Raw genomic sequence first — 22679 nt, forward strand, 5'->3', positions numbered from 1 at the left:
TCCGCTTCACGCCGCGATAGCACTTCGCTGGCATCCACTAAAAAAGCGGCCGTCCCAGACGACCCGGATTTTCGATAAGGACACTGCATGAAAAAGGTTCTGTTGTTTACCGCACTGGCGGCTGCCCTGACTGCGAGCTTCGCCCAAGCCAACGAGAAGCTGGTAGTTGCGGCCACTCCGATCCCGCATGCCGAGATCCTTGAGCTGGTCAAGCCGGCCCTGGCCAAAGAAGGCGTGGACCTGGAAATCAAAGTCTTCACCGACTACGTGCAGCCGAACGTGCAGGTTGCCGAGAAGCGTCTGGACGCCAACTACTTCCAGACCCTGCCGTACCTGGAAAACTTCAACAAGGGTAAAGGCACCAACCTGGTCACCGTGATCGGTGTGCACGTTGAGCCCTTCGGTGGTTACTCGAAAAAGATCAAAAATATCTCTGAGCTGAAAGATGGCGCCACCGTGGCCATCCCGAACGAAGGCAGTAACTCCGGTCGTGCCTTGCTGCTGCTGCAAAAGGCTGGCGTGATCACCCTGAAAGATCCAACCAACGCCCTGGCCACGCCGAAAGACATCGCCAGCAACCCGAAAAACCTGAAATTCAAAGAGCTGGAATCGGCGCTGCTGCCACGCGTACTGGACCAGGTTGACCTGGACCTGATCAACACTAACTACGCCCTGGAAGCGGGTCTGAACCCTGCCAAAGATGCACTGATCATCGAAGACGCCAAGTCGCCGTACGTGAACTTCCTGGTTGCCCGCCCGGACAACAAAGACAGCGACGCGATCCAGAAGCTGGCCAAAGCCCTGACCAGCCCTGAAGTAAAAGCTTTCATCGAGAAGAAATACAACGGCGCCGTCGTGCCGGCGTTCTGATCGAGCCCCAAAACCTCCTTCAAGGTTTAAACGCCGACGGCTTCTAGAGCGTCGGCGTTTTTTATGGCTGGAATGCAATCGAAATGTGGGAGCGGGCTTGCTCGCGAATGCGGTGGGTCAGCCAACACATCTGCTGACTGATACACCGCATTCGCGAGCAAGCCCGCTCCCACATTGGGTACAGCATCAGCTCAGATATTCCGGCTATTGATGGCCCTGCGCAGCGCTACCAGCCACTTCACCAGCTCCTGCGGATCAATCGGTTTTGCTTTTTTCATCGCTCATTCCCTCGCCTGTTGATTGGCCCTCAGTCTGGCCATGCGCTGCCTGTCCCTGAAGTGCAGCACCGATAAAAAGACCCTTCCTACCTCCCCGGGAACAGTAGCTGTCATCCGCCTGCACCGCGAATCCGCCGGTTATCTATTTGGGTGATATCAATATGCTATTTCGGTATTTAAATTTTACTTTTTATACCTTTAAAGTCGGCGCTACTCGGCGTTACCCACGCTGAACCGGACCGCACCAACGCCGCATTACCCCTGCGGCGTCAGGGATTTCAGATGACCTTCGATTACGCATTTATCCTCAGCACGCTGCCTGCGTTTCTCAAGGCCGTGGCCGTGACCTTGCAAGTCGGCCTGATCGCCATCGGCACCTCGTTAGTGGTGGCCTTGATCAATGCTGCGCTGCTGGTATTTCGCACGCCCTACGTCTGGCGCCTGGTGGCGCTGTACGTCGAGCTGGCGCGCAACACACCGCTGCTGATCCAACTGTTTTTTGTCTACTTCGCGTTGCCGGCCCTGGGCTTGAACATTTCCGGGTTCTGGGCGGCGATCATCACCATGACCTTTCTCGGCGGCGCCTACCTCACGGAAGTGCTGCGCGCCGGGGTCGAGGCGGTGCCGCTGGCGCAGATCGAGTCCGGCAAGTCCATCGGCCTGTCCCACTGGCAGCTGCTGCGGCATGTGATCCTGCCCCAAGCGGGGATCCTCAGCCTGCCAGCGCTGTTTGCGAACTTCATTTTCCTGCTCAAGGAAACCACCATCGTGTCGGCGGTGGCGGTGCCGGAAATTCTCTACACCACCAAAAGCTACATCGCCCTTTATTACAAAACCTATGAAATGCTCGCAGTGCTGACGCTGATCTGCGTGCTGTTATTCCTGCCGTTGTCGCTGCTGCTCAGCCGCCTTGAAAGGAGGCTCCAGCATGGCCAGTTCGGGTCTTGAATTACTCTGGGTGTCGTTGCCGCAACTGGGCAAGGGCGCTGCGCAAACCCTGTCGATCTCATTCTTGAGCATTGCCTTCAGTACCGTCGGCGGCGTGTTGTATGGCGTGCTGCGCACGCTGAATTCAAAAGCGATCAACCTGGTGCTGCGAATTTACCTGGAGCTGTTCCGCGCGATCCCGGTGCTGGTGTGGCTGTACCTGCTGTTCTTCGGCCTGCCGATTTTCTTTGGCCTGAGTATCCCGAGCTTTTGGTGCGCGGTGCTGGTGTTGTCGCTGTGGGGCGCCAGTGAAGTCGGCGAAGTGGTGCGCGGTGCCTTGCATTCGTTGCCCCGCGGCCAGCGTGAAGCCGGCCTGTCGATTGGCCTGTCAGACCCGCAACTGTACGGCTACGTATTGCTGCCCCAGGCCCTGAAACGCATGACCCCGCCGACCATCAACGTCTACACCCGCATCATCAAGACCAGCTCCCTGGCGGTGCTGATCGGCGTGGTGGACGTGATCAAGGTCGGCCAGCAAATCATCGAGCGCACCTACGAGTCGGTGTTGATCTACGGCGCGCTGTTCCTGTTTTTCTTCTTTATCTGCTACCCGTTGTCGGCCGCCTCCAAGGTGCTGGAACGGCGCTGGGCCCAAGCATGAGCGCATTGATCGAGTTTCAGGGTTTCAACAAATACTTCGGCGACCAGCAGGTGCTCAAGGGCATCGACCTGAGCGTGCAAAGCGGCGAAGTGGTGGTGATCCTTGGCCCCAGCGGTTGCGGCAAAAGCACCTTGCTGCGGTGCCTCAATGGCCTGGAAGTGGCCCACAGCGGCAGCCTGCGTTTTGCCGGCAAGGAGCTGCTGGTTAAGGCCACCGACTGGCGCCAGGTGCGCCAGGACGTGGGCATGGTGTTCCAGAGTTATCACCTGTTCCCACACATGAGCGTGCTCGACAATATCTTGCTCGGCCCGCTGAAAGTGCAAAAACGCGAACCCCGCGAAGCCCGTGCCCAGGCTGAAAAATTGCTGGAACGGGTGGGCCTCTCAGACAAGCGTGACGCCTATCCGCGCCAGCTCTCGGGCGGCCAGCAGCAACGCATCGCCATCGTCCGCTCGTTGTGCATGAACCCGCAGGTCATGCTGTTTGACGAAGTCACCGCCGCCCTCGACCCGGAAATGGTCAAGGAAGTACTGGAAGTGATCCAGGGCCTGGCCCGGGACGGCATGACCCTGCTGATCGTCACCCATGAAATGGCCTTCGCCCGCGCCGTCGCCGACCGCGTGGTGTTCATGGAGGCCGGCCGCATCCTCGAACAAAACACCCCCGAGGCATTCTTTACGAACCCGCAAACCGCACGCGCGCAGCAGTTCCTGGAGAAGTTCTCCTTCGTTTCAACACTGCCCAAAAGAACCAAGGAATTGGAGCTGCTATGAAAACTGCCAAGTTGTTATTCCCCCTGTTCGGCCTCGCTCTGCTGGCCGGCTGCAACAAATCCGAAGAGCCCGCCAAGACGGCCGCTGCGGCCACCCCGGCCCCGGCTGCGGTGAGCTACATCGATAAGATCAAGGCGCGGGACAAGCTGATCGTCGGCGTGTTTACCGACAAGCCGCCGTTTGGTTTTGTGGATGAGTCCGGTCGCTACGTCGGCTTCGATACCGACATCGGCCGCCGCTTCGCCAAGGACCTGCTGGGCGACGAGAACAAGGTTGAATTCGTTGCCGTCGAACCGGCGAGCCGCATCCCGTTCCTGCAAAGCGACAAGGTCGACCTGATCCTCGCCAACATGACCGTGACGCCTGAGCGCAAGGAAGCGGTGGACTTCACCAACCCGAACCTGAAAGTGGCAGTGCAGGCACTGGTAGCCAACGCCAGCCCGGTGAAAAGCCTGGACGACCTGGCGACCCGCACCACCATCGTCACCACCGGCACTACCGCGGATATCTGGCTGACCAAGAACCACCCGGACTGGAAACTGCTGAAGTTCGAGAAAAACTCCGAGTCGCTGCAAGCGCTGTCGGCTGGCCGTGGTGATGCCTATGCCCAGGACAACCTGGTGCTGTTCAGCTGGGCCAAGCAGAACCCGGGCTACCGTGTGCTGGAGCAGAAACTGGGGGATGAAGCACCGATTGCGCCGGCGGTGAAGAAGGGCAACATCGAACTGCGGGATTGGGTGAATGCCGAGCTGGCCAAGCTGGGCGAGGAGAAGTATCTGCTCAAGCTGTACGACCAGTATGTTCGCAAGGAGCTGAGCGATGACACCAAGCCTGAGAGTGTGATTGTTGAAGGCGGGAAGTGGCAGGGTTGATCAGTTAGCTGTTGGGTGACTGATCTACCGTCTTCGCGAGTAAGCCCGCTCCCACATTCGACCGAGTTCCACCTTTGGAATGCGGACAAATGTGGGAGCGGGCTTGCTCGCGAAGAGGCCCTCACAGGCACCGCCTAACTCGGCCAATGCCACGCCGGCTGATCCAGCACCCGCTGCCCCACCACCTGCGTCTGCCCCATCACCTTCTCCAGCACGATCGAATTACACCCTTCATCCTGCTGCAACGCCGCAATCAAGCGGCTGGCATGGGACACCACCCACACCTGACACTGCTGCGACACCTGGATGATCAGGCGCGCCAACGCCGGCAACAGGTCCGGGTGCAAACTGGTTTCCGGCTCGTTCAGTACCATCATCGTCGGTGGCCTCGGCGTCAGCAGCGCCGCCACCAGCAGCAAATAGCGCAAGGTCCCGTCCGACAGCTCCGCCGCCGATAACGGCCGCAGCAAGCCTTCCTGATAAAACTCGATGGCAAAGCGTCCACCCTGCAATGGCTCGATATTCAACCGCGCGCCCGGAAACGCATCGCTGATCGCCCGCTGCAAGGCTTCCGGGTCGCCGATTTCGCGAATGGTCTGCAACGCCGCCGCCAAATCGCGACCGTCGTGATGCAACACCGGCGTGCGTGTGCCCAGTTGCGGCTGGCGCACCGGGGCGTCGACGTCGCTGCGAAAGTGATCATAAAAGCGCCAGCCACGAATGCTTTCGCGCAGCAGCAACACCTCCGGCGAACCCCGCAGGCTGCCGACCTGGTCGAACAGGCTGTGGTAGTTCGGCGTGTGCTGGGCCAGCACATCCCAGGCTCGGCCATCGCGGGCGCGCACCATCGGGCCGGAGCGCTGTACCAGCAGGCTCGCCGGGCGAAACACATGCCCGGCCCAGATGCATTCTTTCTTGATCTCAGGGTCCAGGGAGAAATAAGACGCGCCGGGCTCAGGCAACCCCAGGGAAATCGCATAGCTGAAATCCTCCCCGGAAAATCCCAGGCGCAAGCGCTTGGCGCCCTGGCGCACGACGGGCTCTACCGGGACTTCGCCGCTGAGCATGCGCCGGCTGATGTTTTCCGGCCCGGCCCAGAAGGTCGAATCCAGCCCGCCTTCGCGGGCCAGTGCGTTGATCACGCCGCCTTGGGCCGTCTCCGCCAGCAGCCGCAGGGCGCGATACAGGTTGGATTTACCGCTGCCATTGGGGCCGGTGATCAGGTTCAACCGATCCAGCGGCACCACCAATTTGTTGATCGAGCGGTAATTGGCCACCGCGAGGGTCTTGAGCATGGGAAAAATTATCGGCGAGGGAACCATTGGAGTATGGGATTCTCCATGCAGATAAGGAACCCTGTTCTAAGCTCACAGTCGCATAGACACTGGCACGGCGGCATCACGCAAAAGGAGCCTGCATGGGCGGTCCCAACTCCACATTTATTATCCTCGGCCTTGGCTTGCTGGCGCTATTGAGCGGTTGCGGCCAGGAAAAAGCCGAACCCAAGGAACATTCCCGGGTGTTCGTGCAGACCGTGAAGTCCACCGACTTTGCCGCCGCTGTGACCTTGACCGGCGATATCCAGGCGCGGGTGCAGACCGATCTGTCGTTCCGCGTCGGCGGCAAGATCATCCAGCGCATGGTGGATGTCGGTGACCGCGTCAGCGCCAAGCAAGTACTGGCCAAGCTCGACCCGAAGGATTTGCAGACCAACGTCGACTCCGCCCAGGCCCAGGTGGTCGCCGAACAGGCGCGGGTCAAACAGACTGCCGCCGCGTTTGTGCGCCAGGAAAAACTCCTGCCCAAGGGCTACACCAGCCGCAGCGAATACGACTCCGCCCAGGCCGCCTTGCGCAGCAGCCAAAGCGCGTTGACTGCCGCTCAGGCGCAGTTGGCCAATGCCCGTGAGCAGTTGGGCTACACCTCGCTGATCGCCGACGCGCCGGGCATCATCACCGCGCGCCAGGCCGAGGTCGGCCAAGTGGTGCAGGCCACCGTGCCGATCTTCAGCCTGGCTCGGGATGGTGAGCGCGATGCGGTGTTCAACGTCTATGAGTCGCTGCTGGTAGAGCCGCCGCCGGACAAACCGATCACCGTCAGCCTGCTGGAAAATCCGCAGATTACCGCCGTGGGCAAGGTCCGCGAAGTCACCCCGGCCGTGGCTGCAAATACCGGCACGGTGCAAGTCAAAATCGCCCTCGACGTGCTGCCCAAGGGCATGCAACTGGGCTCGGTGGTCAGCGCCACCGCCAACGGGCCGGCCAAGGCCAGCATCGAGTTGCCGTGGGCTGCCTTGACCAAAGACATCAGCGCGCCGGCTGTCTGGCTGATTGACGGCGACGGCAAGGCGCAACTGCACAAGGTCACGGTCGCGCGTTATCTCACCGGCAAGGTGATCATCAGCGACGGCCTCAAGGGCGGTGAAAAAGTCGTGGTGGCCGGCGGGCAATTGCTGCACCCCGGCATGATCGTGGAAATCGCCCAGCCGCCGGATCAGGCTCAGGCCCAAGGAGTGCAGCCATGAAGCGGCTGACGGTATTGCTCGCTGCCAGCCTGCTGTTGATGGCGTGCTCCAAGGAAGAACCTGCGCCGGAACCGGTGCGCCCGGTGCTGTCGATTGAAGTGAAGTCCGAAGACCAGGAAAACCTCGGCCGCTTCGCCGGTACGATCCAGGCCCGTTATGAAAGCAACCTGGGTTTCCGTGTGCCCGGGCGCATTGCCCGGCGCGCCGTCGACGTGGGGGCCGAAGTGGAGCAGGGCGCGTTGCTGGCCGTGCTCGACCCCACCGATCAACAGAACCAGTTGCGTGCTGCCCAGGGTGACCTGGCTCGCGTGCAAGCGCAGTGGATCAACGCCCAGGCCAATGCCCGCCGCCAGCAGGAACTGTTCAGCCGTGGCGTCGGCGCCCAGGCCCAACTGGACATCGCCCAGACCGACCTGAAAACCACCCAGGCCTCCCTCGACCAAGCCAAGGCTTCGGTCAACCAGGCCAAGGACCAGCTCAACTACAGCGAACTGCGCACCGACCACGCGGGCATCGTCACCGCGTGGAATGCCGAGGCCGGCCAGGTGGTCAGCGCCGGTCAGCAAGTGGTGACCCTGGCGCGTCCCGACATCAAGGAGGCCGTCATCGACTTGCCCGCTGGCCTCGCCGAGCGCCTGCCGCCGGATGTGGTGTTCCTGGTCGCCGGGCAAATGGACCCGAACATCAGCACGACTGCCACTGTGCGCGAGATCGAACCCCAGGCCCAAAGCGCCACCCGGACCCGTCGCGCCCGCCTGACCCTGGCCGAAACGCCGTCTGCGTTTCGCCTCGGCACCGCCATCAGCGTGACCTTGAGCTCAGCCATCGCTCCGCGTATCGAACTGCCCCTCAGCGCCTTGCAGGAAGCCGACGGCAAGATCCGCATCTGGGTGATCGACACCCAAAGCCAGACCGTACAACCCCGTGACGTCACCATCGTCAGCCGTGACGCCGACAGCGCCTTGCTCAACGCTGGCGTCAAGCCCGGCGAGCGCGTGGTGAGTGCCGGCGTGAACAGCCTGAAGCCCGGGCAAAAAGTCAAAATCGACGAGGACAGCCCGCGATGAAAGGGAGCTTCAACTTATCCGACTGGGCCCTCAAGCATCAGTCCTTCGTCTGGTACCTGATGTTCGTCGCACTGCTGATGGGCGTGTTCTCTTACATGAACCTCGGCCGCGAGGAAGACCCGTCGTTCACCATCAAGACCATGGTGATCCAGACCCGTTGGCCAGGCGCGACCCAGGAAGAGACCCTGAAGCAGGTCACCGACCGCATCGAGAAAAAACTCGAAGAGCTGGACTCCCTCGACTACGTGAAAAGCTACACCCGGCCCGGTGAGTCCACGGTGTTTGTGTTCCTCAAGGACACCACCAGCGCCAAGGCTATTCCGGAGATCTGGTACCAGGTACGCAAGAAGATCGATGACATCCGCGGCAGCTTCCCCCAAGGCTTGCAGGGGCCGGCGTTCAACGACGAGTTCGGTGACGTGTTCGGCTCCGTGTATGCGTTTACCGCCGATGGCTTGTCGATGCGCCAACTGCGGGATTACGTTGAGCAGGCGCGCGCCGAGATTCGTTCGGTGCCGGGGCTGGGCAAGGTCGAGATGATCGGCCAGCAGGACGAAGTGATTTACCTGAATTTCTCCACCCGCAAACTCGCGGCCCTGGGTATAGATCAGCGCCAGGTGGTGCAGAGCCTGCAATCGCAGAACGCGGTGACCCCGGCCGGTGTGATCGAGGCGGGGCCGGAGCGGATTTCGGTACGCACCTCCGGGCAGTTCGCCTCGGAGAAGGACCTGGCCAACGTCAATCTGCGGCTCAATGACCGTTTTTATCGCTTGGCCGATGTGGCGGAAATTACCCGTGGTTATGTCGACCCGTCGACGCCGATGTTCCGCTTCAACGGCAAGCCGGCGATTGGCTTGGCCATCGCCATGCAGAAGGGCGGCAACATCCAGGATTTCGGCAAGGCCCTGCACAAACGCATGGACGAGCTGACCGCCGACCTGCCGGTGGGTGTGGGTGTGCACAAGGTTTCCGATCAGGCAGAAGTGGTGGAAGAGGCCGTCGGCGGCTTCACCAGCGCGTTGTTTGAAGCGGTGATCATCGTGCTGGTGGTGAGCTTTATCAGCCTCGGCGTGCGTGCCGGGTTGGTGGTGGCGTGCTCGATTCCACTGGTGCTGGCGCTGGTGTTTGTGTTCATGGAATACAGCGGCATCACCATGCAGCGGGTGTCGCTGGGTGCCTTGATCATCGCCCTCGGCCTGTTGGTGGACGACGCGATGATCACCGTGGAGATGATGATCACGCGCCTGGAAAAAGGCGAAACCAAGGAGCAGGCGGCGACCTTCGCCTACACCTCTACGGCGTTCCCGATGTTGACCGGTACGCTGGTGACCGTCGCCGGTTTTGTGCCGATTGGCCTTAATGCCAGTTCGGCGGGTGAGTACACCTTCACGCTGTTTGCGGTGATTGCCGTGGCGATGCTGGTGTCGTGGGTGGTCGCGGTGTTGTTCGCGCCGGTGCTCGGGGTGCATATCCTCAGCAGCAAGGTAAAACCTCATAACGCCGAGCCGGGCCGTGTGGGCCGGGCGTTCAATGGCGGCATGCTGTGGGCGATGCGCAACCGCTGGTGGGCCATCGGCATTACCGTGCTGTTGTTTGTGGCGTCGGTGTTTTCCATGCAGTTCGTGCAGAACCAGTTTTTCCCGTCTTCGGACCGTCCGGAAATTCTCGTCGACCTTAACCTGCCGCAAAACGCCTCGATCAACGAGACCCGCAAGGCCGTCGACCGTCTTGAGGCGATCATCAAGGACGACCCGGACATCGCCCGCTGGAGCACCTATATCGGCGAGGGCGCGATCCGTTTCTACCTGCCGCTGGACCAGCAACTGGAGAACCCGTATTACGCGCAACTGGTGATCGTCAGCAAGGGCCTGGAAGAGCGTGGCGCCTTGATTGCGCGCCTGCAAAAACGCCTGCGGGAAGATTTTGTCGGCGTGGGCAGCTTCGTGCAGCCGCTGGAAATGGGGCCGCCGGTGGGGCGTCCGATCCAGTATCGGGTGTCTGGCAAGGACATCGACCAAGTGCGCAAACACGCGATCGAACTGGCGACCATGCTCGATAAAAACACCCACATGGGCGAAATCATCTACGACTGGAACGAGCCCGGCAAAGTCCTGCGGGTGGACATCGCCCAGGACAAGGCGCGGCAATTGGGGCTGTCGTCGGAAGACGTGGCTCAGTTGATGAACAGCGTGGTCAGCGGTGCGTCGGTGACCCAGGTGCATGACGACATCTACCTGATCAATGTGGTCGGCCGCGCCGAAGATGCCGAGCGCGGTACGCCGGAGACGTTGCAGAACCTGCAGATCGTCACGCCCAATGGCACCTCGATTCCGCTGCTGGCGTTTGCCACCGTGCGCTATGAGCTTGAACAGCCGTTGGTGTGGCGTCGCGACCGCAAGCCGACCATCACCATCAAGGCGGCGGTGCGCGACGACATGCAACCGACCGACCTGGTGAAACAGCTCAAGCCGGAAATCGACAAGTTCAGCGCCGCGTTGCCGGTGGGCTACAAGGTCGCCACCGGCGGTACCGTGGAAGAAAGCGGCAAGGCCCAGGGCCCGATTGCCAAGGTGGTGCCGCTGATGCTGTTCCTGATGGCGACCTTCCTGATGATCCAGCTGCACAGCGTGCAGAAGATGTTCCTGGTGGCCAGCGTCGCGCCGTTGGGGCTGATTGGCGTGGTGTTGGCGCTGATTCCCACGGGCACGCCCATGGGCTTCGTGGCGATCCTCGGGATCCTCGCGCTGATCGGCATCATCATCCGTAACTCGGTGATTCTGGTGACCCAGATCGACGCCTACGAGCGCGACGGCTACACGCCGTGGGACGCGGTGGTGGAAGCCACCGAACACCGGCGCCGGCCAATCCTGCTGACCGCGGCGGCGGCCAGCCTGGGCATGATCCCGATTGCCCGGGAAGTGTTCTGGGGGCCGATGGCCTATGCGATGATCGGCGGGATCATCATCGCCACCTTGCTGACGCTGCTGTTTTTGCCGGCGCTGTATGTGGCCTGGTACAAGATTCGCGAGCCGAAGAAAGAAAGCGCCTGACAGCCACTGCGATGACATTCCTACACGGACGTGGGAATGTTCGCTGAAACATTTTTTTGCCCTTGGCGCCCGGTCAATTGTTTTACCCTCCGTGCCTGATCCTTTTGCCAAGGCTTGCCCCATGCGTTGTTTCCTGCTGGTTTGTACCTTGTTGCTGTCGCCCGTGGCCCTTGCCGGCACGGTGCTGGAGAACGCCCTGTGGCGCGTTGAGCTGGACCCGGCGACTCTCGCGATCCACGTTACCCCCAGCGACAAGATCGCCGTGCAGGCTTCAAGCGGAGTGCCTGCGCACAGGGTCAACCAGCTCTCCCAAAGCGCCAGTCGGGCCAGTTGGCAATGGGACGATGGCGCCTATCGCCTGAGCGCCACCCTCGATCAACGCGATCTCGCCCTGACGATCACCGCCCGTGATGCCGGTGAGTTGGCGATCCTGCGGCAACCCGCCAGCGCCATGGGCAACGGCCTGATCTGGCCCCTGGCCGAAGGGCACTACGTGCCGGCGGGCAATGCCGTGTGGCAAAAATTCCTGCTGGAACAGGGCGACGTCAACACCACTCAAGACCTCAGCCTGCCGCTGTGGGGGGTGGACCACGGCACGTTCACCCTCAACTGGCTGATGACCAATCCTTACAACAACCGCCTGCACTGGCAGGCCGACGGTAAAGGGCTAGCGTTGTCCGCCTTCCATGAATTCACCACGCTGGACCCCGCCGCGCCGATGACCCTGCTGTTGCACCTGGGCGAAAGCGACCCGTTGGCCGGCGCCAAGCGTTATCGCCAGTGGCTGGTGGAGCAGGGACGTTATGAGCCGTTGGCAGACAAACTGCGGCAAACCCCGGAAGCGGAAAAACTGCTGGGCGCCAGCCATATCTACCTGTGGGGCAATGACTTGCTGGCCCCGCGCGATGTTCGGGACTGGCCGCAGCTGCTCAAACTGCTGCGCAGCGGCAAAGGGCTGGCAGCTGAGTTGAATGGCTTGCTGGACAAAGAGGCGGCGCAGGTTCGACAGGTCAAGCAACCGTATGAGCAGGCTGTCCTGCTGCGCGGCCTGAACGCGGCGATCAACACAAAAGCCCGGCAGGGCTGGCAGCCTTCCACCGAGCCGGACATGACTCAGCTCGCTGACGGCTACGGTGCGCTGCGTCGCGAGTTGGCCGTGGCTTTTGCGGGTGCCTTGAGCGCCACGCCTGAGACTTGGGGCAACACCTTGTCCGTCACCAACGCGCTGAAAGGCGCCGGTCTCAAGCGCCTGCTGGTGACCCAGGGCGAAGGCTGGGAAGGCGGGCTCTGGCATCCTGAGGCCGTGAAGGCCGGTGTTGATGCCGGTTACCTGATGGCGCCCTACGACTCTTATGAAACGGCCTTGTCCGCCACTGAAAACCCCGACTGGACCACCGCGCACCTGGGCAGCAAGGCCTACGGCGAGTGCGCGATTGTGTTGAAGGGCGGCCAGTTGAAGACTGGCTTCCAGAAGTCCGGCCACTACACCGACCCGCGTTGCGTGCGGCCATTGCTGGAGGCGCGGATCAAGGCAGTGCAGGCCAAGTCCGGGTTCAACGCCTGGTTTCTCGACGCCTACGCCACCAGCATGTTGTTCGACAGTTACCGCACGGGCGCCAGCATGACCCAGGCACAAAACGCCGAAGGCAATATCGATGCATCTCGCTGGATCAGTACGGTGCTCAAGTTGCCGGTAGGTTCCGAAGACGGCAACGCGATCACCGCCCGAGGCATCCTGTTTGCCCACGGTATGCAAACACCGGTGTTGGGCTGGGGTGATCGGGAGATGACCCAGGACAAGCAGTCGCCGTATTACGTCGGGGCCTGGTACCCGCCGGAACAGCCGGCGGTGTTCTTCAAGTCGGTGCCGTTGAAAGAGCCGTTTCGCACGGTCTACTTTGACCCGGCGATGCGCCTGCCGCTGTATCAGGCGGTGTTCCATGGCTCGGTGATCACCACCCACCATTGGCTGTTCGACAGCCTGAAACTGAGCAACGTGCGGGCCGAGAACGAGCTGACGCAACTGCTCTACAACGTGCCGCCGCTGTATCACCTGAGTGCGGCGACGGTGAAGCAGCGCTTGCCGGTGATTCAGCGCCAGGATGGGTTCTTCCGTCCGCTGCATGAGCGGTTGGCGACTCAGGCCATGACGGATTTTCGCTGGCTGACCGAAGATAAGCAGGTGCAGCAGACTACGTTTGCCGATGGGACGCGGTTGGTGGCGAATTTTTCCGGGGATGCGCGAGAAGGCTATGCGGCTAACAGCCTGACGGTATTAATTTCCGGCGAATCACCGACGATTTATTCCGTAGCAGCTGTCGAGCCTTAGCGAGGCTGCGTTGGCCGCGCTGCCGAGTTTGAGCCAGGCTCGGGCCCGAGGCGCGCCTGACGCAGCCTCGCCAGGGCTCGACAGCTGCTACGGGGGGTCAGGTTTTGCGCCACACACTCGCCAGCCACGGCTGCTGTTCCCGAGGCAACCCGGCGGGTCGGTAGTAATGCTCCAACTCCACAAACCCCGCCGCCGTAAGCAACTCTTGCCACGCCTGCAAGTCGTGATACGAGCCATACCGCGGCCCGTTCCAACCCTCCTGGTTTTCTCCCCGCGGGTTTGAGCTGAACAACACGCCGCCGACCTTCAGTGCCCCGTGAAGCTGTCCAAGAATGCGCGGCAACTCCTGCTTGGGAATATGAAACAGCACCGCGTTGGCGAAGATCCCGTCGAAACGTCCGGCGGGTAAATCCAGCTTCAGGAAGTCCTGTTGCAGCACTTCACAGCCGCTGTCTTCCCGGGCCATCTGTGCGAAGCGCTCCGAACCATCGAGCCCCACGGCGATGTGGCCCATGCGGGTAAACGTCTGCAAATCCCGGCCCGGCCCGCAGCCGAAATCCAGTACGGTAAACGGCGCTTCACCCTGGATATGCCGCAGCAGCGCATCAATGTTCTGGCTCACATCGTGGTCACGGGTGCCTTCACGAAAATCCTCGGCCACCTTGTTGTAGTGGCCGAGGGTGGTGGAAGTGATCTGGTCGAGGTCGTCGGGGGCGAGTTTCATGGCGGGCAATACCGGGCGCTGAGATGGCCCGACTATACCTCACCTCTTGTTCAGAACCCTGGCCAACCGATCGCCGCCCAACTGAATCACCGCCACCAGAATCACCAGCAGCACAATCACCGTCAGCATGATCTGCGTATCAAAGCGCTGATAACCATAGCGGTAGGCAATATCTCCCAGCCCACCGGCGCCAATCGCCCCGGCCATGGCCGAGGAGTTGATCATCGTCACCAGGGTAATCGTGAACCCGCCGACAATCCCCGGCAGCGCTTCCGGCAGCAGCACATGCCAGACGATATGCCAGCGCCGGCAACCCATGGCCTGCGCCGCCTCGATCAAGCCGTGATCGACTTCGCGCAAGCTGACTTCGGCGATCCGCGCAAAGAACGGCGTGGCTGCGATGGTCAACGGCACCACCGCGGCCCACACGCCATAGGTGGTGCCGACGATCAGCCGGGTGAACGGGATCAGCGCCACCATCAGAATCAGAAACGGAATCGAGCGGAACAGGTTAACGAACGCCCCCAGCACCCGGTTCAAGGCGGGCGCCTGATAGATGCCGCCCTTGTCGCTGGTCACCAGGAACACCGCCAGCGGAATCCCCACTAGCAACGCGATCAGCGACGACACACCGACCATCAACAGCGTGTCGATGGCGCCCTGCAATAAACGATCAAACCACATAGCCCAGCACCTCCACCTGTTGTGCCCAGCGCCCGGCGCGGGTGCGCAGTTCTTCAGCGGTCAGGGACGAGCCGCTCACCGCCAGCAGCAATTGCCCCAACGCATGGCCCTGAATGCGCTCCACGCCGCCTTGCAGCAAGCGCACGCGCCCGCCGAGGGCGCTGAATAGCGCGGCAAGGTCCGGCTCGTCTTCGGCACTGCCAGTCAGTTGCAAGCGCAGCACCACGGCGGCGTCCTTTGAGGTCGGATTGGCCTGCAGGCGGCTTTGCAACTCTTCAGGCAAGCCGTGTTGCAGCGGAGCCAGCAGGGTTTTGCTGACGTCGTGCTGCGGGTTGCCAAACACTTCCCACACCGGGCCTTGCTCGACAACATGGCCGTGTTCCAGCACCACGACGCGGTCGCAGATTTCGCGAATCACGGCCATTTCGTGGGTGATCAACACGATGGTCAGGCCCAGGCGTTTGTTGATCTCCCGCAGCAGGCCGAGGATCGACTGGGTGGTCTCCGGGTCAAGCGCCGAAGTGGCTTCATCGCACAACAGAATCTGTGGGTCATGCACCAGCGAACGGGCAATGCCCACCCGCTGCTTCTGCCCGCCGGACAGCTGCGCCGGATAGGACTTGTGCTTGTCCTGCAAACCCACCAGCTCCAGCAGCTCGCGCACCTTCTTCTCGCGCTGCTCCTTGGGCACACCCGCGACTTTCAGCGGCAGTTCGACGTTCTGCCACACGGTCTTGGCCGACATCAGGTTGAAGTGCTGGAAGATCATGCCGATGCGCCGGCGCAGGGCTACCAGGCGGTCTTCGTCGAAGTCGCCGATGTCTACCTGATCAATCAACACCCGACCGCTGCTCGGTTGTTCCAGGCGGTTGATGGTGCGGATCAGCGACGACTTGCCGGCGCCGCTGCGGCCGATGATGCCGAAGACTTCACCGCGCTGGATTGCCAGGTCGATGCCTTGCAGGGCGGGCACGACCTGGCCGTCATAGGTCTTGCCGAGGTTGATGAATCGCACATGGGCATGGTTCTGCGCCGGATGCAGCTCGGTCTGCTGCGCGTCCAGGTGCGGTGGTTGCGTCTCGCGTCGTTGTGCTGTGGCGGCGCTCATATTCAGCCTTCCCAGCCGACTTGGTAGAGCTTGCCAAGGGATTTATCCAGGGCGGCGCGTACCACCGGCGAGTGCTGGTAGATGTCGATGAACTTGATCAGGCGCGGGTCGGTTTTGCTTTTCGGCTGGATCACGAACTGGATCACGTATTCCTTGTGGTCGATGCCGTCGAACAGCAAGGCCGACTCAGGATCGAAGGTCTTGGACAGGCGGATATACGCCGGGTAGCCCTGCACCAGGTCGGCGTCGTCATAGGCGCGTACCAGTTGCACGGCTTCCACTTGCAGGATCTTGATCTTCTTCGGGTTGGTGACGATGTCTTCTTCGGTCGCCTTGTAGCCCACGCCCGGCTTGAGGGTGATCAAGCCCGCCTTGGCCAGCAACTGCAGGCCGCGACCGCTGTTGATCGGGTCGTTGGCAATCGCCACCGTTGCGCCTTGAGGCAGGTCGTTGAAGTTTTTGTACTTCTTCGAATACAGGCCGACGTTATTGATGATCCCCGGGGCGAACGGCACCAGGTCAAACCCGGCGGCGGCCTTGGCGTTTTCCAGGAACGGGATGTGCTGGAAGTAGTTCACGTCGATATCGCCCGCCGCCAGGCTGACGTTGGGCGCGATCCAGTCGGTGAACTCCACCAGTTCGACTTTCAAACCCTGTTTGCCGGCCTCTTCGACGGCGGCCTCCAGGGGAATCGCGAAGGCGGCGGTGGTGCCGACTTTCAAAGGAGCGTCAGCGGCGAATACCGCCGAGCTGAAGAGTCCGAGGGCGAGGGCCAGTGCTTTGACTGGGTGGCGGAGCAATGTTTTTTTCATAATGGATTTCCAATTGTAGGAGCGAGCTTGCTCGCGAAAAACTTGAATGCGCCACGGGGTGTCAGGTGCCCCGCGTTATCGTTGACGATTCTCGCGAGCAAGCTCGCTCCTACAGGGTTCAGTGGCGGTAGGAAGAGCCGGTGTGTTGTTCAGGCAGGTGCGCTGAGTGGTGGAACACTTTTTCCCGCAGCGTCCCGTTGTCATACGCGGTCTTGTACGAGCCCCGACGCTGCAGCTCCGGGATCACCAGTTCGATAAAGTCGACGTAGCTTTCCGGGGTAACGATGCGCGTCAGGTTGAAGCCATCCAGGCCGGTTTCGCTGATCCATGATTCAAGTTCATCCGCCACCTGTGCCGGCGAGCCCACCAGGGTGATGTAGCGGCCGCCGAGGGCGTGTTGCTCCAGTAATTTGCGTCGGGTCCAGTCGTTGTTTTGCAGGTTTTTGGTCGCGGACTGGATGGCGTTGCTCTTCACGTACTGGATCGGTTCATCGATTTCGTACTGGGAAAAATCAATCGCCGTGGACGCCGAGAAATGCGCCACGCCGGCTTCCGCACTGGCGTAGCTCAGGTACTCGGCGTGCTTGGCCCATGCGGCTTCTTCGGTGGCGCCGACAATCACGTTCAGCCCCATGAACACCTTGATGTCGTCCGGGTTGCGCCCGGCTTCCACGGCGCTGGCGCGCACCTTGTCCACCTGGATTTTGGTCGAGGCCTTGTTCTGCCCGCTGATGAATACGCACTCGGCGTGGCGCCCGGCAAACAGCAGCCCACGGTCCGAGCTGCCCGCCTGGAACAGCACCGGCGTGCGTTGCGGTGACGGCTCGCACAGGTGATATCCCTCCACCTGATAGAACTCGCCCTTGTGCTCGACCTTGTGCACTTTCTCCGGCTGGGCATACACCCGCGCCTGCGGATCGTTGATCACCGCGTCGTTTTCCCAGCTGCCTTCCCAGAGTTTGTAGAGCACTTCCAGGTATTCGTCGGCCTGGTCGTAGCGCCGGTCGTGCTCGACCTGCTCGGTCAGGCCCATGGCCTTGGCGGCGCTGTCGAGGTAGCCGGTGACGATGTTCCAGCCCACCCGTCCACGGCTCAGGTGGTCGAGGGTCGACATGCGCCGGGCGAACAGATAGGGCGGTTCGTAGGTGAGGTTGGCGGTCAGGCCGAAGCCGAGGTTTTTGGTCACCGCCGCCATGGCCGAGACCAGCAGCAACGGATCGTTGACCGGCAGCTGGATCGACTCTTTGAGCGGCACATCCACCGAGTTCTGGTAGACGTCGTACACCCCGACGATGTCAGCGATGAACAGCCCGTCGAACAGCCCGCGCTCGAGCAACTGCGCCAGTTCGGTCCAGTATTCGAGGGTCTTGTATTGAGTCGATGTGTCCCGTGGATGGGTCCACAGGCCATGGTTGATGTGCCCGATGCAGTTCATGTTGAAGGCATTGAGCAGGATCTTTTTCTTGGCCATCAGATAGTCCCCCGCAGTGGCGGGTTTTCATCGTTGAGGTAGTAATTGCCCACAGCAAAGTACTTCCAGCGCACCGGGTCGTGCAGGGTGTGCACCCGGGCGTTGCGCCAGTGGCGGTCCAGACCGTGTTCGGCGAGGGTGGCCTGGCTGCCGGCGAGTTCGAACAGGGTGCTGCCGGCGGCGAGGGAAATCTCGGTGCTGAGTGCGCGCACTTCGGCAACGGCGATGGACGCGGCCGCGACGGTGTCGGCATTGCTGTCGGCCTGGGCGCGGTCGAGGAATTCACCGGAGCGCTCCAGCAGGGCTTCGGTGGCGTGCAGGCGGATGCTCAAGTGGCCGAAGCTTTTCAGGGTCAGCGGGTCTTCGGTGGCCTTGTCGCTGGTGGCATCGATCCAGGGCCGGGTCTTGGTGCGCACGAAGTGCAGCGCATCTTCATAGGCCGCACGGGCGATGCCTGTGTCGATGGCGGCGTGAAGGATCTGCGCCAGCGGGCCGACGGTGGTCGGGCGTTCGAAGGCGCTCTGGAACGGAATCACGTCCTGGGCCGCGACCCACACGTTATCGAACACCACCGAACCGCTGCCGGTGGTGCGCTGGCCGAAGCCGCTCCAGTCGTCGATCACGGTCAGGCCCTGGCTGTCACGGGTGACAAAGGCCAGTTGCTGCACGCCGTTTTCGTCCACCACAGAAGTGGGAATGCGTTGGGCGTAGATCGCGCCGGTGGAATAAAACTTGCGGCCGGTGATACGGAAGCCGTCACCGTCGCGGGTGATCTTGGTGATGCGGTCATGGGCGGTCTTGGTGCCCAATTCTGCCAGCGCATTGCCGAAGCGCTGGCCGGCGAGGACTTCGGCGTACAGGCTTTTTTGCTGCGCCGGGCTGCCATTTACCCGCAGTACTTCGAGGGCATAAAAGTGGTTTTGCGGGATCTGCCCCAAGGACGCATCCGCCTGGGCAATCAGTGCCGTGACCTTGGCCAGGGTCACGTTTGAAACGCCGGCACCGCCGAATTCCTTGGGTACGCTGATGCCCCACAGGCCGGAGCGTGAAAACACGTCCAGTTCAGGCAAGGGCAAGCGGCGTTCGCGGTCACGCAAGGCGCTGTCGCGGCGGAAGTCTTCGGCCAGGTCGCTGGCGACAATAAGGGCTTGTTCATCGCTGGTAATAACCGCGACGTGGTGAGAATGGGTCATGTACTTCTCCAGAAGCTTGTAGAAAAAGTGTTCTGGTCGGTTAAATCCAGGAATGCCGGGCAGGCAAAGTGCCGTTCAGGTGATAGGCGCCCACCGCGTGATATTTCCAGCGCACCGGGTCGTGCAGGGTATGCACCCGGGCATTGCGCCAGTGACGGTCGAGGTTGAATTCGGCGAGGGTCGCGCGACTGCCGGCCAGCTCGAACAGCTTCTCGCTGGCGAGCAAGGAAATCTCGGTGGTCAGCACCTTGGCTTCGGCCACGGCAATCGAGGCGCGTGCGGCAGACTGCGCGGTGATCGGCGCGGCACTGACTTGATCCAGTACCTGGCCAGCCTTGCGCAACAGGGCTTCAGCGGCGTGCAGTTCGATCTTCAGCTTGCCGATATCGGCGATCACATACAGGTCATCGCTGGCCCGCTCGACCTTGGCATCGATCCATGGCCGCGAGCGCTCGCGTACAAAACTGATGGTGTCGTCGATTGCACCACGGGCGATGCCGGCGTCGATGGCCGCCTGGATCAATTGCGAAACGGCGCCCTGGATACCCGGCGCTTCGCCGAGGCGCCAAGTCTCCACCACCAGTTCGGCATCCACCGCCACCTGATCGAGAAGCACTGTGCCGCTAGCCGTGGTGCGTTGCCCAAAGCCTGACCAGTCATCGACGATACGCAGGCCTTCGGTGCCACGGCGCACGAACGCCATGACGACTTTGCCTTCATCGTTCAACGCCTTGACCGCCACCCAGTGGGCGAATAGCGCGCCGGTGGAATAAAACTTCTGGCCACTGATGACGTAGCCGTCACCTTCGGCAGTGATGCGTGCCTTGAGGTCCAGGGTGTTTTTGGTGCCGCGTTCCGGACCGCCGTTGCCGATGCGCCAGCCGTCCAGCACGCTCTGGAACAGCTGCTTCTTCTGGCGCTCGCTGGCCGCACCTTGCAGCACGTGCAGGATGCCGAAATGGTTCTGCGGGATTTGCCCCAGCGCCGGGTCGGCCGCGCTGATGATCGCGAACACCTCGGCCAGGGTCACAAAGGACACTTGCGGGCCGCCGTACTCACGGGGAATGGAAATACTGCCAAGGCCGCTGCGGGTGAAGTGCTCGATTTCAGCCCAGGGCAGTTTGCGTTGCTGATCACGCCTGGCCGCTTGCAGGCGCGCAGCCTGGGCAAGCGTATGAGCCGCGCTCAGGGCCTCGGCGTCGTTGCGCAGCACCTTGGCGGGCAACAACAGCGGGGCGACGTCCAGATCACTTTGGGGGGGTGTTTGTGCCAAGTTAGACATCAGCGCCGCTCCTTGGCTGCACGTAATGCCCTGGCGTTACGCACCGGGGTAATTTTGACCATACCTACCTCACATCCGTTGAAAAGATAAAAAAATCAGGAATGTCCGGTGGTCCGGTGCATATACCCTAAGCGTGTTAAATTTTTAAATAAACTAACTTTTAGGAATATGCATAGAAGGTCTGTCACCCCGGCTCACAAGGCGAACCGGGCCGGCGGGGTTGGTAGGCCAGCGCAGGCTTGGCGGGGCTGGTCGGGGCCTTGGGGACGTGCGTGGCGATGCGCAAGGTGCGGGCTGGCGCCCAGCGTGAATTATTGCCGACCCGGTCGCGAATGCAGTAGGTCACTTCGAGGCGATGGTCATCCCCGGCCTCGACGATGATCGTCGACGGCACCCATACTTGCACCGCCTTGCCGACATCGCTGGCCTGGATTTTTGGCAGGTCCAGGCGCACGTCGCCCCAGCGCAGCGTGATCTCGTCGTCGGTCGCCATGTTCAGGTAGGGCTCGATGGTCAGGGGCACGCCGCGGCGGATCTGGCTGCTGTTGACGCCGTGGCGGCGAATGGTCTCGGGCAGGCTGACGGCGGCCAGGTTCTGGTTTTCATCGATGCTCAGTGCCAGGGGCATGCCGCCGGGATAATCGGTCTTGATCTGCACTCGGGTGATGGCTGAACGCGCCGGGCCGTGGCCGACTTGCATGACCCGGTAATGAATTCGCGCCGGACCATTTTGCACAAAGCTTTCCGGCACTCGAAGGCTGGTGGACATGCCGATTTTGCCGGCGGTCACCCGCCGGGAAGCGGCAAAGCAGTTGTTCCAGAACAGTTCGATCAGATCACCTTCGTCCATGCCGCAGTAAGGCGCGATATCGACCTGCAAGTCTGTCGCGGCGAGGGCATTGATGCCTTCTCGATGCGCTTGGGGCAAGGTCGGGGCACAGAGCAACGCCCGAGTGGAAATACGCTTCATAAATAATCTCCTTGATGCAGCCAACAGCAATCGTCCCGGACATTGGGCGCGTGCAGGCGGCGTAGTCCGAAAGGAACGATTTAATGAAAAACCGGAATGGATCCAATTATCTTGGCTCTAGATAAGAGGCTCGGTTAGTTGGCGTCAAGAGGCTGGGCGGGGCAAACAGGGGGTTATGGGATATTCAGAAGGGTCTTACTGGCGGGGCGCTGCAAGTGTGTGTTTCAAGGTGACTTTTACCCAATGAATAAAGGGCTTTTCCCAAAAAACGCCTAAGAGGCGAGTTGCCTTTCGGCAACTCTATAAAGCGAAGTTTCTTACATCCGATGGGCGCAAGTTAGTTATTGATGAACTTGCTGAGAAACTGCCGGGTACGTTCTTCTTTCGGGTTGGCAAACAGTGCCTTTGCATCGCCTTGTTCAACAATTACGCCCTTGTCGAAGAAGATCACGCGATTGGCAACATCCCGGGCAAAACTCATCTCATGGGTCACGATGACCATGGTGCGGTTTTCTTCAGCAAGGCTGCGAATGGTCGCCAGCACTTCGCCTACCAGTTCCGGGTCCAGGGCCGAGGTGGGTTCATCGAACAGGATCACCTCCGGTTCCATCGCCAAGGCCCGTGCAATCGCTACCCGTTGCTGCTGCCCGCCGGACAGGCGCCGGGGGTAGGCGTCTTCCTTGCCTGCCAGGCCGACCCTGGCCAACAGCTTGCGACCGAGGGCGTCCGCAGCGGCCCGGGGCATCTTCTTGACCACGATCGGGCCTTCGATGACGTTCTCCAGAGCGGTGCGATGCGGGAACAGGTTGAAGTTCTGGAACACAAAGCCCACGTGCTGGCGCAGGCGCCGCACCAGGCCTTGCTGTTGGTTGAGCGGGCGGCTGCTGTCGATCTCGATGTCACCGACCTTGATCCGGCCACTGGTGGGTTCTTCGAGGAAATTCAGGCAGCGCAGGAAGGTGGTCTTGCCGGAACCGCTGGGGCCGATGATGGCGACGACTTCGCCTTCCTTGACCTCAAGGTCGATCCCGTTAAGCACCACCTGACCCTTGAATTGTTTGGTCAGTTTTTCAACCACGATCAT

19 protein-coding genes and 1 pseudogene are annotated in these 22679 nt (G+C 61.4%); 9 read left to right on the top strand and 11 right to left on the bottom strand.

All coding sequences use genetic code 11. The annotated features are described in order from the left end of the window. Positions 1 to 87: 87 nt before the first annotated feature. The 5 genes from ACA046_RS01125 to ACA046_RS01145 all read left to right on the top strand — a co-directional run bounded on the left by ACA046_RS01125 (position 88) and on the right by ACA046_RS01145 (position 4381). A complete protein-coding gene (locus tag ACA046_RS01125) occupies positions 88 to 870 on the top strand; it encodes a MetQ/NlpA family ABC transporter substrate-binding protein (RefSeq protein ID WP_497675743.1) in 783 nt (260 codons plus the stop codon). A gap of 560 nt (positions 871 to 1430) precedes the next feature. Then, complete coding sequence (locus tag ACA046_RS01130) at positions 1431 to 2096, top strand: amino acid ABC transporter permease (protein WP_497675744.1); 666 nt, start codon at positions 1431 to 1433, stop codon at positions 2094 to 2096. Continuing rightward, positions 2077 to 2736 (top strand): amino acid ABC transporter permease, encoded by a 660-nt coding sequence (locus ACA046_RS01135; protein WP_063033610.1) that lies wholly within the window; start codon positions 2077 to 2079, stop codon positions 2734 to 2736. The genes ACA046_RS01130 and ACA046_RS01135 overlap by 20 nt, the downstream gene beginning before the upstream one ends. Further along, positions 2733 to 3509: an amino acid ABC transporter ATP-binding protein gene (locus ACA046_RS01140; RefSeq protein WP_497675745.1), complete on the top strand. Its 777-nt coding sequence runs from the start codon at positions 2733 to 2735 to the stop codon at positions 3507 to 3509. The genes ACA046_RS01135 and ACA046_RS01140 overlap by 4 nt, the downstream gene beginning before the upstream one ends. Then, the gene (locus ACA046_RS01145; RefSeq protein ID WP_459025294.1) at positions 3506 to 4381 is read left to right on the top strand and encodes a transporter substrate-binding domain-containing protein; all 876 of its coding nucleotides are present in this window, start codon (positions 3506 to 3508) and stop codon (positions 4379 to 4381) included. The genes ACA046_RS01140 and ACA046_RS01145 overlap by 4 nt, the downstream gene beginning before the upstream one ends. 134 nt (positions 4382 to 4515) lie before the next feature. On the opposite strand, the gene ACA046_RS01150 is transcribed toward ACA046_RS01145, so the two are convergent. Then, positions 4516 to 5676 (bottom strand): AAA family ATPase, encoded by a 1161-nt coding sequence (locus ACA046_RS01150; RefSeq protein ID WP_459025296.1) that lies wholly within the window; start codon positions 5674 to 5676, stop codon positions 4516 to 4518. Positions 5677 to 5798: 122 nt separating this feature from the next. On the opposite strand from ACA046_RS01150, the gene ACA046_RS01155 reads away from it, so the two are divergent. From ACA046_RS01155 to ACA046_RS01170, 4 genes are all read left to right on the top strand, one after another. Further along, positions 5799 to 6905, top strand: coding sequence for an efflux RND transporter periplasmic adaptor subunit (locus ACA046_RS01155; protein WP_497675746.1), 1107 nt, complete (start codon positions 5799 to 5801; stop codon positions 6903 to 6905). After that, positions 6902 to 7972 carry an efflux RND transporter periplasmic adaptor subunit gene (locus tag ACA046_RS01160; protein WP_459025298.1) on the top strand — a complete coding sequence of 357 codons (1071 nt, stop codon included), beginning with the start codon at positions 6902 to 6904 and terminating at the stop codon, positions 7970 to 7972. Before ACA046_RS01155 ends, ACA046_RS01160 begins: the two co-directional genes overlap by 4 nt. Next, positions 7969 to 11022, top strand: a complete 3054-nt coding sequence (locus ACA046_RS01165; RefSeq protein ID WP_497675747.1) for an efflux RND transporter permease subunit — start codon at positions 7969 to 7971, stop codon at positions 11020 to 11022. Before ACA046_RS01160 ends, ACA046_RS01165 begins: the two co-directional genes overlap by 4 nt. Before the next feature lie 121 nt (positions 11023 to 11143). Then, a complete protein-coding gene (locus tag ACA046_RS01170) occupies positions 11144 to 13351 on the top strand; it encodes a glycoside hydrolase (RefSeq protein ID WP_497675748.1) in 2208 nt (735 codons plus the stop codon). Between the two features lie 97 nt (positions 13352 to 13448). Here ACA046_RS01170 and ACA046_RS01175 read toward each other — a convergent pair whose 3' ends face one another. The 10 genes and pseudogenes from ACA046_RS01175 to tcyN all read right to left on the bottom strand — a co-directional run bounded on the left by ACA046_RS01175 (position 13449) and on the right by tcyN (position 22679). Further along, positions 13449 to 14075, bottom strand: coding sequence for a class I SAM-dependent methyltransferase (locus tag ACA046_RS01175; RefSeq protein ID WP_459025304.1), 627 nt, complete (start codon positions 14073 to 14075; stop codon positions 13449 to 13451). Between the two features lie 39 nt (positions 14076 to 14114). Continuing rightward, positions 14115 to 14759: a methionine ABC transporter permease gene (locus tag ACA046_RS01180; protein WP_003211840.1), complete on the bottom strand. Its 645-nt coding sequence runs from the start codon at positions 14757 to 14759 to the stop codon at positions 14115 to 14117. Continuing rightward, positions 14749 to 15867 carry a methionine ABC transporter ATP-binding protein gene (locus ACA046_RS01185; protein ID WP_497675749.1) on the bottom strand — a complete coding sequence of 373 codons (1119 nt, stop codon included), beginning with the start codon at positions 15865 to 15867 and terminating at the stop codon, positions 14749 to 14751. The genes ACA046_RS01180 and ACA046_RS01185 overlap by 11 nt, the downstream gene beginning before the upstream one ends. A gap of 2 nt (positions 15868 to 15869) precedes the next feature. Further along, entirely contained in the window at positions 15870 to 16679 is an 810-nt protein-coding gene (locus tag ACA046_RS01190; protein WP_497675750.1) for a MetQ/NlpA family ABC transporter substrate-binding protein, read from the bottom strand. 11 nt (positions 16680 to 16690) lie between these two features. After that, positions 16691 to 16780: pseudogene (locus ACA046_RS01195) on the bottom strand (outer membrane lipoprotein carrier protein LolA); the annotation flags it as partial. A gap of 17 nt (positions 16781 to 16797) precedes the next feature. Continuing rightward, a complete protein-coding gene (locus ACA046_RS01200) occupies positions 16798 to 18150 on the bottom strand; it encodes an LLM class flavin-dependent oxidoreductase (protein WP_459025308.1) in 1353 nt (450 codons plus the stop codon). After that, positions 18150 to 19343, bottom strand: coding sequence for an SfnB family sulfur acquisition oxidoreductase (locus tag ACA046_RS01205; RefSeq protein ID WP_497675751.1), 1194 nt, complete (start codon positions 19341 to 19343; stop codon positions 18150 to 18152). Before ACA046_RS01205 ends, ACA046_RS01200 begins: the two co-directional genes overlap by 1 nt. Before the next feature lie 40 nt (positions 19344 to 19383). After that, positions 19384 to 20625, bottom strand: a complete 1242-nt coding sequence (locus ACA046_RS01210; RefSeq protein ID WP_497675752.1) for an SfnB family sulfur acquisition oxidoreductase — start codon at positions 20623 to 20625, stop codon at positions 19384 to 19386. 184 nt (positions 20626 to 20809) lie between these two features. Continuing rightward, positions 20810 to 21595, bottom strand: a complete 786-nt coding sequence (locus ACA046_RS01215; protein WP_497675753.1) for a hypothetical protein — start codon at positions 21593 to 21595, stop codon at positions 20810 to 20812. Between the two features lie 337 nt (positions 21596 to 21932). Further along, positions 21933 to 22679, bottom strand: a complete 747-nt coding sequence (tcyN, locus tag ACA046_RS01220) for an L-cystine ABC transporter ATP-binding protein TcyN (RefSeq protein ID WP_457450782.1) — start codon at positions 22677 to 22679, stop codon at positions 21933 to 21935.

It is taken from the genome of Pseudomonas sp. LBUM1641, from assembly GCF_059716235.1.